11 protein-coding genes are annotated in these 13,983 nt (G+C 69.5%); 4 read left to right on the top strand and 7 right to left on the bottom strand.

Annotated features, from left to right (window positions below):
* Positions 1-91: 91 nt before the first annotated feature.
* The 4 genes from ACFU6I_RS44865 to ACFU6I_RS44850 form a co-directional block, all read right to left on the bottom strand.
* Positions 92-1,792: an LCP family protein gene (locus tag ACFU6I_RS44865; RefSeq protein ID WP_384379231.1), complete on the bottom strand. Its 1,701-nt coding sequence runs from the start codon at positions 1,790-1,792 to the stop codon at positions 92-94.
* 49 nt (positions 1,793-1,841) lie between these two features.
* Positions 1,842-3,614, bottom strand: a complete 1,773-nt coding sequence (locus tag ACFU6I_RS44860; RefSeq protein WP_384379228.1) for an LCP family protein — start codon at positions 3,612-3,614, stop codon at positions 1,842-1,844.
* Positions 3,615-3,837: 223 nt separating this feature from the next.
* Positions 3,838-5,118 carry an LCP family protein gene (locus ACFU6I_RS44855; RefSeq protein WP_384379225.1) on the bottom strand — a complete coding sequence of 427 codons (1,281 nt, stop codon included), beginning with the start codon at positions 5,116-5,118 and terminating at the stop codon, positions 3,838-3,840.
* A 206-nt stretch (positions 5,119-5,324) separates the two neighbouring features.
* Entirely contained in the window at positions 5,325-6,077 is a 753-nt protein-coding gene (locus ACFU6I_RS44850) for a TIGR03089 family protein (RefSeq protein WP_384379222.1), read from the bottom strand.
* Positions 6,078-6,215: 138 nt separating this feature from the next.
* On the opposite strand from ACFU6I_RS44850, the gene ACFU6I_RS44845 reads away from it, so the two are divergent.
* The 3 genes from ACFU6I_RS44845 (at position 6,216) to ACFU6I_RS44835 (ending at position 9,809) form a co-directional block, all read left to right on the top strand.
* Positions 6,216-7,547, top strand: coding sequence for a peptidoglycan recognition protein (locus ACFU6I_RS44845; protein ID WP_384379219.1), 1,332 nt, complete (start codon positions 6,216-6,218; stop codon positions 7,545-7,547).
* Between the two features lie 113 nt (positions 7,548-7,660).
* Positions 7,661-8,752: a sugar phosphate nucleotidyltransferase gene (locus ACFU6I_RS44840; protein WP_384379216.1), complete on the top strand. Its 1,092-nt coding sequence runs from the start codon at positions 7,661-7,663 to the stop codon at positions 8,750-8,752.
* 58 nt (positions 8,753-8,810) lie between these two features.
* Entirely contained in the window at positions 8,811-9,809 is a 999-nt protein-coding gene (locus tag ACFU6I_RS44835; protein ID WP_384379213.1) for a DNA-3-methyladenine glycosylase family protein, read from the top strand.
* A gap of 147 nt (positions 9,810-9,956) precedes the next feature.
* Here ACFU6I_RS44835 and ACFU6I_RS44830 read toward each other — a convergent pair whose 3' ends face one another.
* The 3 genes from ACFU6I_RS44830 to ACFU6I_RS44820 all read right to left on the bottom strand — a co-directional run bounded on the left by ACFU6I_RS44830 (position 9,957) and on the right by ACFU6I_RS44820 (position 12,861).
* The gene (locus tag ACFU6I_RS44830) at positions 9,957-11,279 is read right to left on the bottom strand and encodes a coenzyme F420-0:L-glutamate ligase (RefSeq protein ID WP_384379210.1); all 1,323 of its coding nucleotides are present in this window, start codon (positions 11,277-11,279) and stop codon (positions 9,957-9,959) included.
* Positions 11,276-12,232, bottom strand: coding sequence for a 2-phospho-L-lactate transferase (cofD, locus tag ACFU6I_RS44825; protein ID WP_384379207.1), 957 nt, complete (start codon positions 12,230-12,232; stop codon positions 11,276-11,278). The genes ACFU6I_RS44830 and cofD overlap by 4 nt, the downstream gene beginning before the upstream one ends.
* A gap of 89 nt (positions 12,233-12,321) precedes the next feature.
* Positions 12,322-12,861 carry a cysteine dioxygenase gene (locus tag ACFU6I_RS44820; RefSeq protein WP_384379204.1) on the bottom strand — a complete coding sequence of 180 codons (540 nt, stop codon included), beginning with the start codon at positions 12,859-12,861 and terminating at the stop codon, positions 12,322-12,324.
* 735 nt (positions 12,862-13,596) lie between these two features.
* Between ACFU6I_RS44820 and ACFU6I_RS44815 the strand changes: the two genes are divergently transcribed.
* Positions 13,597-13,860, top strand: a complete 264-nt coding sequence (locus ACFU6I_RS44815; protein ID WP_030927001.1) for a WhiB family transcriptional regulator — start codon at positions 13,597-13,599, stop codon at positions 13,858-13,860.
* The last annotated feature ends 123 nt before the right edge of the window (positions 13,861-13,983 follow it).

Genomic DNA, 13,983 nt, shown 5'->3' with positions numbered 1-13,983 from the left:
AGGGGAGACCCCATCCAAGGACTTCCGGCCGCCTTGCGATCACACGCACCGGACGGCGCTCCTCATGGGGCAAACATTGCCGGTCAAGGCACTAGAACCGGTACGGCCAGTAGACGTCCATGCAGGCGTCCTCCTCGGACCCGTTGACCGCCTCGGTCCCTTCCAGCGGGTCGTCGTCCCCGGCTGCCTCCTTCGGGTACGTCGCCCCGGTCCGCCAGTCCGAGCCGACCGTGAGAGTCAGCGTGTCGACGGCGGCCGCCACCTTCACCGCGCTGGTCGGCAAGGAGAGCGCCTCCGCGATCGAGAGCGCATCGGACTTGCCCTGGGCCCCGGAGTTCTTCGGGTACGTCACCACGGTGGTCAGCGCCGATCCGGGTGTGGTCGACGCGGTGGCCTTGGTGAAGCCCTTGGACCTGAGGATGTCCCGGACGTCCGCCGCCCTGCCGCCGGTGGCGACCTGACCGTCGGCCGCAGTGCCGTTGACCACCGTGAGGTCGAGAGCGTCGGGCGCGGCCGCGGCCACCGTCGGGCTCTTGTCCTTCGTCCCGGACCCGCCCTTCGTCCCGGACTTCTTGCGGTCCTTCGGGTCGAGCGACTGGTCGTCCCGCAGCAGCGCCCAGAGCTTGTCGGCGGCGCCCGGCTTCGGCAGCACGTGGTTGTCGTCCTGCGAATCCGCGATCCGCGGCATGGTCAGCATGTTGATCTTGTCCATCGGTACGTTCTTGAGCTGCATACCGAGATCGAACAGCTTCTTCACCGAGCCGATCTCCTCCGAGACCTGGAGCGACCTGGTCCCCGTCTCGGCGAGATCCATCAGCCGCCCGGTGTCGGTGAAGGCGTTCTGGCTCTTCAGCTCACGGATGACCGAATTCAAGTACATGTGCTGGGCCTTCGCCCGGCCGATGTCGCTCTCGAAGGCGTGCCGGGTACGCAGCCACTGCAGCGCCTGCTTGCCCTTGACCTTGTGCGTGCCCTTGGTCAGCTTCAGATAGGAGCCGCCGGAAACCCTGGGCTTGGGGCTGTCGTAGACGTTGTCCTTGACGCACACATCGGCGCCGCCCACGGCGTCGGCCATGGCGACCACACCGGCGAAGTCGACCATCACCCAGTGGTCGATGTAGACCCCGGTCAGCTGCTCCCAGGTGTCCAGCGTGCAGCCCGGGCCGCCACGGCCGAGCGACTCGTTGATGAGCGCGTTGGTGGCCTGGTACTCCTGGTCGGTGTCGGGGTCCACGCACTTCGGGATGTCGACGCGCGTATCACGCGGAATGCTGACGACCGAGGCGTTCTTCCGGTCGGCCGATACATGGAGCAGCATCTGCACATCGGCCAGCGGCTTGGCGCCGACACTCGCCTTCGAGCCGCCGAGCTTCAGATTCTCCTTGGAATTACGACTGTCCGAGCCGATCAGCAAGATGTTCAGCGGGGTCTGACCCGCGGCGTTCGGGGCGGTCTTCTTCGCCGCGTTGTTCCCGGCGCTGCGATGCCCCTTGCGGAGATTGCTGTTCAGGTGCTGGTACCAGAGATAACCGGCGGCGCCGGTGCCGAGTATGACCAGCGCGAGTACGTACGCGACCCAGCGCAGTATGCGGCGTTTTCCGCGTTTCCCGCGCCGGCGCGACGTGCCGCGGCGGCGCCCGCCGTGACCCGGTCCCTCCCGGTCCGCGCCGGCACCCCGGCCGTCCCGGCCCGCGGCCGGGCCGTCCGTGTACAGGTCGTCGTCCCGGCCGAGTTGGCCGGTATGCCGGACGCGTGGTCGCGTCCCCTCCCCGGATGTGCTGCTCCGTCCCACCGGGACCCCCCTGCTGCTCAGACTCGTGGAATGGCGCAGTGACCCGGTGTCACTTCGCGCACTCTGCCTTGGCGGCGTTTGCTAGCGGTATGTCTGCCGGCGCCTTTGTCGGTCCGGTGATGGGCACACCCGCGCCCTTGAAGTCCGCGCCCAGGGTCAGGACCATCGCCTGAAGCCCCTCGGCGTCGGTGGTGCCCTGCTTCAGGGCCGAGCCGGGCAGCCCCATCATGGCGGCGAGTGCGCGGGCCTGGTCCGCCTGGTTGGGGGCGTACTCGAGCGTCGTCTTGGAGATCTTCGCCGGGGCGTTGGCCTTGTTGGTGGACTTGAGTACGCCCTGGTCGTTCTGCAGCCACGTGACCGTCTCCTGCGCGGCACCCGGCCGGTCACCGCCGTTGAGGACATCGACACGTACGTCGGCGGCAGCGGCCTTGGTCCCCTTGAGCAGCGCGTCCTGCTTGCTCTTGGCGGCCTTCTTCTGCTTGTTCACCTCGGTCAGCGAGGTGTCCTCGCGCATCATCGCGAACAGCGGGTCGGACTTGGCGGTGTTGAGCACCACCGTGGCGTGGACCTTCTCGGCCGGGTTGTCCAGCACCGGGACCGTCACGAAGGTGATGTTCTTGGTGTCGACCTTGCTGAGCTCCTTGGCGAGCGACACCAGCTTCGTCCCCGAGCCGATGGCCTTGTCGACCGTGAGCGCCTTGGTCGCCGCGTTCGCCAGCTTGTACAGCTTGGTCGGGCTGGTCAGGGTGTCGTCCGACTTCATCTGCCGGATCATCGAGCCGATGAACTGCTGCTGCACCTTGATCCGGTCCAGGTCGCTCTGGTTGCCGAAGCTGTGCCGGGTGCGGACGAAGGCGAGCGCGTCCTCGCCCTGGACCTTGCTCTCACCGGCCGGCAGGTCCAGGTGAGAGTCCTTGTCCTTGACCGGTTTGGCCAGGCAGACCTTGACGCCGCCGACCGCCGTGGACAGTTCTTTCACCGCGTTGAAGTCGACCATCATGAAGTGGTCGGGCCGCACTCCGGTGATCTCCTCGACCGTACGCATGGTGCAGCCCGGGTCGCGTCCTTCCTGGCCCAGGCTGATGTTGAACCGGACGCCCTGCGTCCCCGGAACGACCTTCTTCGTGCCGTCCGGCTGCGTGGTCTCGCAGTCCGGGATGTTGGTGATCAGATCGCGGGGGATGCTCAGCGCCGTCGCGTTGGTCCGGTCCTTGGAGACGTGGAAGAGGATGTTGGTGTCGGCGTGACCGGCGCTGCCCTTGTCGCCGTACCCCTCATTGCCCTTACCGGTCCGCTTGTCGGTACCGATGATCAGGATGTTGAGGGGGCCGTCGGAGGTGACGTCCTTGTTGCCGGCGTCACCGATGTCGACAGTGTTCAGGTTGCTGTTGAAGTGCTGGTACAGCGCGTAGGCGCCGGCCGAGAGGCCGACGAGCACGAAGGCCATCACGCCGCCCGTCCAGATGAGCGCCTTCTTGCGGCGGGCCTTGGGCTGCTTGCGCTTGCGCCGGCCCGCGGTTTCCGGACCGGAGCCTTCCGGCCCGCGCGGGTCATTGGCCGTACGACGGCCACGCTGTGTCGGCACCTCGCGGCGCGGCCCGCTGCCGCGCCCGCCACCACGCGCACCGCTTCTGCGTTCACCACCGCCCTCACGAACCGCACCGGCACTCCTGGAGCCACGCTGCCCCGGAGGGTTCGGCCTGCGCCTCGAATCCCCTCCGGATTGGGTCAGTCGCAATTCGTAATCGCCGGTCTGCGGGTTGAGAACCCATTGGTCTGCGGGATCGATTTCGTCCGCCCGCCCACGGCTTTGCGCATCCACGGTTGTTTGAGTCCTCCGTCGGTGCCACGCGAGGCGCCTCCCCCGGAAAGGCGCTCGATCTTTCGCTCCAGCAGTGCGCGACCTGACGGCCGGTAGCACCGGATCGCGTCACACTATCCGCCAAGTTCGGCGTCAAGCGACGGGCGTGACAAATTCCACGGACCTTACAACTGGTCATTCTGCTCATTGCACGCCGATCGTCGACATCTCCTTGGCCATTGCTTTACTGCTTGCACAGGTCCGCGGCCGCGTTGTTGCCCGAATAGGTGGGTGTGGGGGTCGGGCTCGTGGACTCCGAGGGGTCTCCATTCCCGTCCTTCCTGCGTGCCAGTTCGTCCGCGGGGACCACCGTGACGGGGGTGTCCTGACGCAGCCGCTCGAAGAGCTTGGTCGCGTCCGGTTGGACGAGTTCGTCCCGGTTCGGGTCGGCGGCGTACGGCTGCCGTGGCACGGTCAGGAACTGCACCTTGTCGGTCGGCACGTTGCGCACGCCGCGCACCAGCGCGTACAGGTCCTTGAGGCTGTCCAGGCCGGGGTCGGTGGTCAGCGACTTGGTGGCCGCGTCCAGCACCGGATAGAGGCGGGTCGGGTTGAGCAGGACGCCGTCGCTCTGCATCTTGTTCACCAGTGCGCCGAGGAAACGTTGCTGGCGGTCCATCCGGTCGGTGTCGCTCCCGTTGCCGAGGGACTTGCGGGCCCGTACGTAGCCCAGCGCCTCCTCGCCGTCGAGTTTCTGGCGTCCCGCGCGCAGCTTCAGATGCGCGTCGGGGTCGTCGATCGGTTCCTTGAGGCAGACCTCGACACCGTCCACCGCGTCGACCATGTCCTTGAAGCCGTTGAAGTCGACGACCACGTAGTGGTCTATGCGGATGCCGGTCATCCGCTCGACCGTACGGATCGTGCAGGCGGTGCCGCCGAACTCGAAGGCCCAGTTGAACTGGGCGAATTGCTTACGGGTCCGCTTCCCGTCCGATGTGCGGCAACTGGGGATGTCCGTCATCAGATCGCGCGGGAGGGACATCGCGGTGGCGCTCTTACGGTCCGCTGGGAGATGCAGCAGGATCGTGGTGTCCGAGCGCTGGCTGCCGCCGTAGTCGCGGCCGTACTCCCGGTTGTCACCGGCGCGGCTGTCGGAGCCGATGATCAGGATGTTCTCCGCGTCGTGCACGACGGACGCGGGGCGCTCCTTCTCGTACGCGCGCAGTTCGGCGACCGCGGACGTGTCCGTCCTGATGTTGCTGTCGAGCTTCTTGTACAGCCACCAGCCGACGCCCGCGGCCACCAGGACGAAGAACGAGGCGGCGAGCGCCGCCCAGCGCAGCCAGCGGTGCCTGCGCCGGGCGGGGGTGGCGTCGTCCCACCACCGCACTCGGGAGGCTTCCCCGCCCGGCCCGTCCTGCGAGTTGTCCTGAGGCCCGTCCTGCGACCCACCCCTCGACGCGGCCTCGTCCTTGTCCGCGGCCGAGCGGTCGGGGTCCGGCGGCGTGCCGGCGCTTTCGGTCACGTCTGCGTCCATCCTTCACGTTCGGCAGCGCGCTGGGCCGCCGGTCGCAGGAGTAGACGGCTGAACCCCACGCTTGGTTGTGCCTCGGTCGGGGGCGTCCGGCCATGATCCGCCGGACCTGTACCGCCGATGATGTACCGGAGTTGATCCGCAGGCCCGGGGGCTCGGCCCGCTGTCGGCCGGACGAGTGGCCCTCAGGGCGCCTGTCATGTTGCGGTGTTGGTGACCCGCTCACTCTCGATGCGCTTGGCGAGCCCGTCCTCGTCCAGCCGGTCCAGGTGCCGGCACAGCACCACCGAGCCCCCGGTGGCCAGCGGTGCGTACAGCCCGGCACTGAGCCCTTCCCAGGTGTCGTAGGTGTGCCCCGTCAGCAGCCGTGACCCGGGCGTCAGACCCCGCTCCGCACCGTCCTCGCGGGCGCGCGCGACCAGTTGCTCCGACGTCAGCGTGACACCGCCGACGGTCAGCGCGGGCGCGTCCGGGTCCACCGGTGCGAACGGCGCGAACCGGTCACCCTGGCTCGGCACCTCCACGGCATAGTCCGCGAAGCCCTCGGGTGGCTGGGGGAACCGTCCGCCCAGTGGACGCAGGGCCAGAGCGATGCGCTCGCCGCGGCAGGCGCGTGCCGCGTCGAGCGTGTCCGGACCGGTCACGACGAGGTCGGCGGCGGCGGGGTCACCCTGCACATCGGCGACGACTCCGACCGAGGAACAGGCGAGCAGCCAGACCGCGGACTGCCAGTGCGCGGGCAGCAGGAGGGCGAGCCGGTCGCCGGGTTCCGCGGCCAGGTCGCCCTGCAGCAGATTGGCTGTCTTGGCCACCCAATTGGCGAAGGTGGCCACCGACAGTTCGACCCGTTCTCCGGTGGCGTCGTCGTAGAAAGTGACCATGGGGCGGGCCGGGTCCGCGGCGAGCGCGGAACGCAGCAGGTCGGCAGGGGTGCGGTCGCTGGCGTTCATCCGCGCAAGGGTACGCGGCGGCACCGGACGGGACCGGGCGCCACAGGTGTCGCATACACCGGTTCGGCAGACGGCTCGTCAATTGGGCGGAGATATCCCGGTAGCCGGAGTTGTTGGGTTGTGCCCAGGATCGTTCGTATGCGTGCCTTCATTGCATCCGCCATGGGTGTCACCTGCGCGGCAGCCCTCGTACTGCCGCTCGCCGCGCCCGCGGGCGCCGCCCCCGACACCACCGTCACCGCAAAGACCGAGACCGCCGACCCCACCGAGGGGTCCGGGTCGACCCAGTCCCTGCCACTTGCTCCGCTGCCCGCCGCGTCGACGCGGACGACCGACGCCCCCACCGTCGAACGAGGCCTGCCCCGACGCGACGTCCGCCCCTTCTCCCTGGTCGGTGTCGTCTGGAACGACGCCGACGTGGAACTCAACGGCACCGTCCAGGTCCGCACCCGTGCCACCGGCACCACCCACTGGTCGGACTGGCAGGAGCTGGAGACCCACAACGCCGAGCACGGCGCCGACCCCGGCACCGCCGAGCGCGACTCCGGGAATGTCCGCGGCTCCACCGCTCCGCTCTGGGTCGGCGACTCCGACGGCGTCGAGGTCCGGGTAAGCCCTGAGGTGACCGACGTACGGGACGGGGGCAGCGGCGCCAGCGTCCCGCTGCCCGACGGACTGCGGCTCGAACTCGTCGACCCGGGCAAGGACCCTCAACAACTCCCCGCTGCCGGCCCGGGAGCCGCAGCCGACGGCGGGGACAGTCGCGCCCCGTCCTCCGAAGCCCTGGTTCTCCCCGCGCTGAGCAAGGCGCAGACCGAGGCGGAGAGCGAGGCCGAGGACGACGTCGCCCCCGGCGCCAAGCCGTACATCGGCCCCCGCCCGAGCATCATCACCCGCAAGGGCTGGGGCGCCGACGAGACGCTCCGCGAGAGCGCCTTCGTGTACACGAAGTCCGTCAAGGCCGCCTTCATCCACCACACCGCCACGGGCAACAGCTACACGTGTTCGCAAGCGGCCTCGGTCCTTCGCGGTATCTACCGCTACCACGTCACGAGCAGCGGCTGGCGCGACATCGGCTACAACTTCGCCGTCGACAAGTGCGGAAATATCTACGAAGGACGCGCCGGAGGCGTGACGAAGGCCGTCCAGGGCGCGCACACTCTCGGTTTCAACGCCGACACCATGGGCATTGCGGTGCTCGGAACCTTCACCACGTCCAAGCCGCCCACCGCGGTGGTGGACGCCGTCGCCAAGCTCACCGCCTGGAAGCTCGGCCTGTTCGGCGCCGACCCCAGTGGCAGCACCACGCTCGTCTCCGGCGGCGGCAACCGGTTCCAGAAGGGAGCGAAGGTCACACTCAAGGTGATCTCCGGTCATCGGGACGGCTTCGTCACCGAATGTCCGGGAGCACGCCTCTACGAGAAGCTCGGCACGGCCCGGACCAGCTCCGCCCAGCTGCAAGGCCGCTGACGACCCACCGCTGCGGTCTGCTGCGGGGCTGCCGGACGGTGATGAACCGGCCGGTCTGCATAAACTGGCGAGCCAAAACCAGGCCCGGCCCCAGCAGGAAGCAGAGACGTGCCGTGACAGAGGCAAAAGAAGCGATTCTCCTGGTCGGTGGCAGGGGCACCCGGCTGCGCCCGCTCACGGTGCACACTCCGAAGCCCATGGTTCCGGCGGCAGGTGTCCCGTTCCTCATGCACCAACTGGCGCGGGCGCGGGCCGCCGGGGTCGAGCACATCGTGCTCGCGACCTCGTACCTGGCGGAGGTCTTCGAACCGTACTTCGGCGACGGCTCGTCGCTCGGCCTGCACATCGAGTACGTCACCGAACGCGAACCGCTCGGCACCGGTGGAGCCATCCGCAACGTGGCGTCCCGTCTCACCTCGGGCCCGGACGAACCCGTGCTCATCTTCAACGGCGACATCCTCACCGGCCTCGACATCCGGGCGCTGGTCACCTCGCACGCCACCTCGGGCGCGGATGTCTCGCTCCACCTCACCCGGGTCGAGGACCCCCGCGCCTTCGGACTCGTACCGACGGACTCCACGGGCAGGGTCACCGCGTTCCTGGAGAAGCCGCAGACGCCCGAGGAGATCGTCACCGACCAGATCAACGCGGGGGCGTACATCTTCCGCCGCTCGGTCATCGACACGATCCCGGCCGATCGACCGGTCTCCGTGGAGCGCGAGACCTTCCCCGGACTGCTCGCCTCCGGCGCGCACCTCCAGGGCATGGTCGACTCCACGTACTGGCTGGACCTCGGCACGCCGCAGGCATTCGTACGCGGCTCCGCCGACCTGGTCCTCGGCCGCGCCCCGTCCCCGGCCGTCCCCGGCCGATGCGGCGACCGGCTCGTCCTGCCGACCGCATCCGTCGCCGCCGACGCCAAACTCACCGGCGGTACGGTCATCTCCGAGGGCGCCCTGATCGGCGAGGCCGCCCGGATCGACGGCTCCGCGGTACTGGCCGGAGCGGTCGTCGAACCCGGCGCTGTGATCACGGACTCCCTGGTCGGAGCTGGTGCGCGGATCGGCAGCCGTACGGTCCTGGTGGGCGCTGTCATCGGCGACGGTGCCCACGTCGGCGCCGACAACGAACTGCGTGACGGCGTCCGCGTCTGGTGCGGTGCGGTCCTGCCGGACGCGTCGGTCCGTTTCTCGTCGGACGAATGACGGGCGCGCTGCGGCGCGTACCCTCGATAGGCACCCCCGACGACCGAGGACCTCACCCGTGGCCGGACGATTCGCTCACCGCAACGCCCCGCGCACGCCCGTCCCACGCCAGGTGCCGACCGGTCCGGCACCGGAGGCACTGACCCGGGACTGGACCCCGCCGGGCCCGCTCGACCTGCGCCTCGTCCTCGGCCCGCTGCGCCGAGGCCCCGCCGACCCCACGTTCCGCATCGACCGGGACGGCTCGGTCTGGCGGGCCACCCGCACCCCGGCAGGCCCCGGCACGCTCCACACCATCGACCGGGGCGGCCGGATCGAGGCGACGGCCTGGGGTCCCGGCGCGTCCTGGCTGCTGGACCAGCTCCCGACCCTGCTCGGCGCGGAGGACGACCCGGAAGCATTCCGCCCCCGCCACCGCCTGGTCGCCGCGGCCCGGCACCACCGCCCCGGACTGCGCCTGCTGCGCACCGGTCTGGTGCTGGAGTCGCTGATCCCGTCGATCCTGGAACAGAAGGTCACCACCGACGAGGCCTACCGCGCCTGGCGCCTCCTGGTCCGTACGTACGGCACTCCGGCCCCCGGTCCGGCAGCGACCCTCTTCGGCACGCACGGCCTGCACGTCATGCCGGACCCGCGCACCTGGTCGCTGATCCCGTCCTGGGAATGGCACCGCGCCGGCGTCGACGCCAAGCGCTCGGCCACGATCCTGCGCGCGGTACGAGTCGCCCGCCGCCTGGAGGAGGCGGCGACAATGCCCCTCGCCGAGGCGACTGCCCGCTTGGAACTGATTCCCGGCATCGGCCCCTGGACCTCGGCGGAAACCCTCCAACGAGCCAACGGCGCCCCCGACGCGGTGACCGTGGGCGACCTCCATCTCCCCGGCATCATCGGGTACGCCCTGGCAGGCAACAGAAACGCCGACGACGCGGAAATGCTGACGCTCCTGACCCCCTACGAGGGCCAGCGCCACCGAGCCACACGCCTCATCCTGCTCTCGGGCCACACCCCGTCCCGCAGAGCTCCGCGCATGACAAGAGGCGACATCGCCCGCCTCTGAGGCGTCCTCAAACACCCGACGCGGCCCCGCAGTCCACGATCAGCCGTGTCGCCTTCGAGCCCGTCCGGCGATCGAGGACGAAGGAGCTCCGGAGTCGCCCCCGGGTCCCGGGAAGGGGCAGGCGGGGGAAACCCACCCCGGCCCACCTCACCGCACCGCGACGAACCCCTCCGCACTCCGCTCCGCCCGGGCCACCGGCGCAACCGCCGGACGCCCGACCGCCACCGCACCCAACGGATCCCACTCCGCAGGCAGGTCCAGCACCTCACGCACCACATCGCGGCAGAACATCGTCGACGACACCCACGCCGAACCGAGCTGCTCACCGGCCAGCGCCACCAGGAAGTTCTGGACGCCCGCCCCCGCCGCGACCACGAACATCTCGCGCTCCGCAGCGTCGCGCCGTGTGTCCCCGTATGTATGGGCGCCATCCATCACCAGGCACGGCACCGCCAGATACGGCGCCCGGCGCAGCACATCGCCCCGCCGCACCCGCTTGGCGATCGACTCCTCGCTCTTGCCGTCGCGCCGCAGATCCGCGATCCATGCATCCCGCATCGCGTCGAGCAGCCGGATCCGCGAGTCCTCGGACTCCAGGAGCACGAACCGCCACGGTGTCGTGTGATGCGGCGCCGGCGCCGTCACCGCCGCGGCCACGGCACGCCGTACCGCCGCCGGGTCCACGGGCTCGTCCGTGAACTCCCGGACCGTACGCCGCAGCGTCACCGCTTCCCGTACCGCCTCGGACGTCCCGAGCCGGAACATGTCCTCGGCGGCGACCCGCACCATCGCCCGGGCCCCCGCCTCCGCGGCCGCCGGGTCCACCACATGCGAGAGCCCCCGTACGATCGCGACCGGCAACCCCTCCGCCTTGCCCTTGACCAGGTCACCGGCAGCGGCGAGCTCGTCCGCGGTGGCGACCACGGTGGCGCTCAGCGGATTGCCGTGCGCGTCCGTCCCGCCCCGCAGATCGTCCAGCACCCGGACTCCGGACGCCCCGATGGCGACGTCGGTCAGCCCGTTGCGCCACGGCCGCCCGAAGGTGTCCGTGATCAGGACCCCGACCTCGACGCCGAGGGTGTCCCGCAGCCCGTCCCGGATCGTCCGCGCGGAGGCGTCCGGGTCCTCGGGGAGCAGCAGCACCGTCCCGGCGGGGGTGTTCGAGGCGTCGACCCCGGCCGCTGCCATGACCAGGCCCTGCCGGTTCTCGACGATCCGCAGCGTGCCGCGGCGCGCCACCACCCGTACGGTCTCGGCGTCGATCGCCGCCTCCCGGTCGGTGGCTTCGGCGATCCGGCCCTCCGCCTTGGAGACGATCTTCGAGGTGACGAGCAGGACGTCACCGTCGACCAGCCCCGGCTCGGTGGCGGCGATCAGCTTCGCGAGGTTGTCACCGGCCCGTACCTCGGGCATCCCGGGAAGCGCCCACACCCGGTACGAGGGGGCCCCACCGGCCGCCGCGCCGCTCACGCCCGTACCTCCTCGGCCAGCGCCAGCGCCTGCCTCGCCATCTCGGCGGTTGCGTCCACGTCGGTCATCATCAGCGGCACGGCGCGGCAGCGGATGCCGGCGGCCTCCACCTCGTCGACCGTGCCGGCGTCCACCGTGTCGACGAGCCAGCCGTCGAGCAGCCCGGAGCCGTAGTGCCGGGCGACGGCGGCCGCCGTGGACTCCACACCGACCGCGGCGAGCACCTTGTCCGCCATGCCGCGTACCGGCGCGTCCCCGACGATGGGGGAGAGGCCGACGACCGGCACCCCGGCCTCGGCGATCGCCTCCCGGATCCCGGGCACGGCGAGGATGGTGCCGACCGAGACGACGGGGTTGGACGGCGGGAAGACGATGACATCGGCTTCGGCGATGGCCTCCAGGACCCCGGGCGCCGGCTTCGCCTGCTCGGCACCGACGGGCACGATCGCCTGCGCCTGGACCGAGGCGCGCAGCTTCACCCAGTACTCCTGGAAGTGGATCGCCTTTCGTTCGCCGTCGATGTCGACGGCGACATGCGTCTCGATCCGGTCGTCGGACATCGGCAGCAGCCGGACCCCGGGCCTCCAGCGTGCACAGAGGGCTTCGGTGACGGCGCTCAGCGGGTAGCCGGCGCCCAGCATCTGCGTACGGACGATGTGGGTCGCGAAGTCACGGTCGCCGAGCCCGAACCATTCGGGTCCCACGCCGTACGCCGCGAGTTCCTCCTTGACGTGGAAGCTCTCGTCGGTACGACCCCAGCCCTGCTCCTCGTTGATGCCCCCACCGAGGGTGTACATCACGGTGTCGAGGTCGGGGCAGACCTTGAGCCCGAACAGATGGATGTCGTCACCGGTGTTGCCGATCACCGTGATGTCCGCGTCGGGCGCGGCCTGCTTGAGGCCACGCAGAAAACGAGCACCACCGATACCGCCGGCCAGAACCACAATGCGCATGCAGACCAGTCTGTCAGGCGCAGCCTGATCGTTGTCGGGGTGGTGGTGGGCGGCGGGTGGGACTGTCGGGCGCAGCCTGATCGTTGCTGTCAGACGTGTACGGCGTCGGCAGTCGCCGAGGCGCACTGTGCCGCGTGCATGGGCATCTCGGTGAGCCCCGGGTAGTAGATGTGCAGGCTGACGGCCGGTTCGAGGGAGTCGTTGACCACTTCGTGGACGTATCCGGGCGCGAACACGCGCTGCGCGCCGGAGTTCAGCGACCGCGTGCCGCGCTCCGTACGCTCGGTCAATTCGCCTTCTAGGACGGTCAGTACGCCGGAGGACGGCCCGTGGTCGTGCAGCCCGCTGCCCTGACCGGGCACCCAGCTGAGCAGCCACACCTCGTAACCGAGTGGGGTCTCCCCTGCTCGAGCGGAGCCGAGAGCTTGGGGAACGGTGCGGAGCCGGTGGTACCAGCGCGTGGTCGCGTCGTACTGGACGAGTGGCGCCCACTGCGAGCGGTCGGCGGCGATGCTGCGGGCGAGCCCGACGAACTCGGCCACCGTGGAGGGGTGCTGGCGGGCGGGCCGGAGGAGGTGCTGGACCTCAAGGATGTCGCCGGCGATCTGGAGGTCGCTGTTGCTGTTCATGGGTGCGGTGGTTCCTCGGCAAGTGAGTGCAGGGCAAGAGTGCAGATGCAGAGATCCAGGGGTGTCGCGAGGACCGAGGACCGGGGAGGGACCGGGCAGCCGTCGCCGAGAAGCCGTTCGACGGGGTGGTCCGGAGAAGGGTCGAGGTCCGGAGAAGAGCTGCGACTAGCTGGAGCGCGAAGGCCTCAACAGCTGAGACAGCTGGAACAGCAACAGCGAGCCTGGACAGCGGTGCGGAACCCACGGAGGTGGGTCACGCGCATCACGGAGGTCGCTGGCATGACAGCAAGGGAACCGAGCAAAGCTCCCGTTGTCAACCTGATGCCCGATTTGGCGGTAATGATTCACCCCATCCGGTTGCTCCGGTCGGGGAAAGGTTTGTGCACTCGTCGCGCCGGAGATGTGGCGCAACAACGGCGCCCTCAAACGTCGTAGGGACCTCGTGACCCGACTGTGATCTTGATCGCTTCGGTGATCGAATCGAAACACGGCCGCCCTCTCGGGAGTCTCACTCCGTGAGGGGCGGGGACGTGATGAAGCCCGTGGCATATGTCAGTTTTTTGGTGATTTGCACACTTTCTGCATAGGCTTGGTTCCGCAGAGTGAATACCGGGCCCAATAGCAGATCTCCGCTTGACTGGCTCGTATCCACACACTTGTAATTTCACTCGTGTCGTTCGGCCGAATCGATAACGGCCGCATCACGGGGACGCAAGAGACAGACGAGGGGCGCACATGACCGAGCTGTTCCAGCAACTGCTGGTCGAGGACGCGGACGAGGAACTCGGCTGGCAGGAGCGCGCACTGTGCGCCCAGACCGATCCCGAGTCCTTCTTCCCCGAGAAGGGCGGATCGACCCGCGAGGCCAAGAAGGTCTGCCTCGCCTGTGAAGTCCGGTCCGAATGCCTTGAGTACGCCCTGTCCAACGACGAGCGGTTCGGTATCTGGGGCGGCCTCTCCGAACGCGAGCGGCGACGCCTGAAGAAGGCCGCAGTCTGACCGCGAGACCCGCGAAGCAACAGACCGACGGATTCACTGGAACCCCCGGCCGCCGGAGCGCCACCGACCACGCTCCGGACCTCGGCGCCGATGGCCCGCCGCCTGCACCCCGCCCGCAGGCGG

The sequence above is a fragment of the Streptomyces sp. NPDC057486 genome (genome assembly GCF_042802415.1).
Lineage (GTDB): Bacteria > Actinomycetota > Actinomycetes > Streptomycetales > Streptomycetaceae > Streptomyces > Streptomyces yanii.
The sequence above is the reverse complement of the archived record's forward strand: the minus strand, read 5'-3'. Positions and strand labels throughout refer to the sequence as shown.

Coding starts and splice junctions, on each gene's coding strand:
- ACFU6I_RS44850 (WP_384379222.1), bottom strand. CDS start 6,077: ATGAACGCCAGCGACCGCACCCCTGCCGACCTGCTGCGTTCCGCGCTC.
- ACFU6I_RS44845 (WP_384379219.1), top strand. CDS start 6,216: ATGCGTGCCTTCATTGCATCCGCCATGGGTGTCACCTGCGCGGCAGCC.
- cofD (WP_384379207.1), bottom strand. CDS start 12,232: ATGCGCATTGTGGTTCTGGCCGGCGGTATCGGTGGTGCTCGTTTTCTG.
- ACFU6I_RS44820 (WP_384379204.1), bottom strand. CDS start 12,861: ATGAACAGCAACAGCGACCTCCAGATCGCCGGCGACATCCTTGAGGTC.
- ACFU6I_RS44815 (WP_030927001.1), top strand. CDS start 13,597: ATGACCGAGCTGTTCCAGCAACTGCTGGTCGAGGACGCGGACGAGGAA.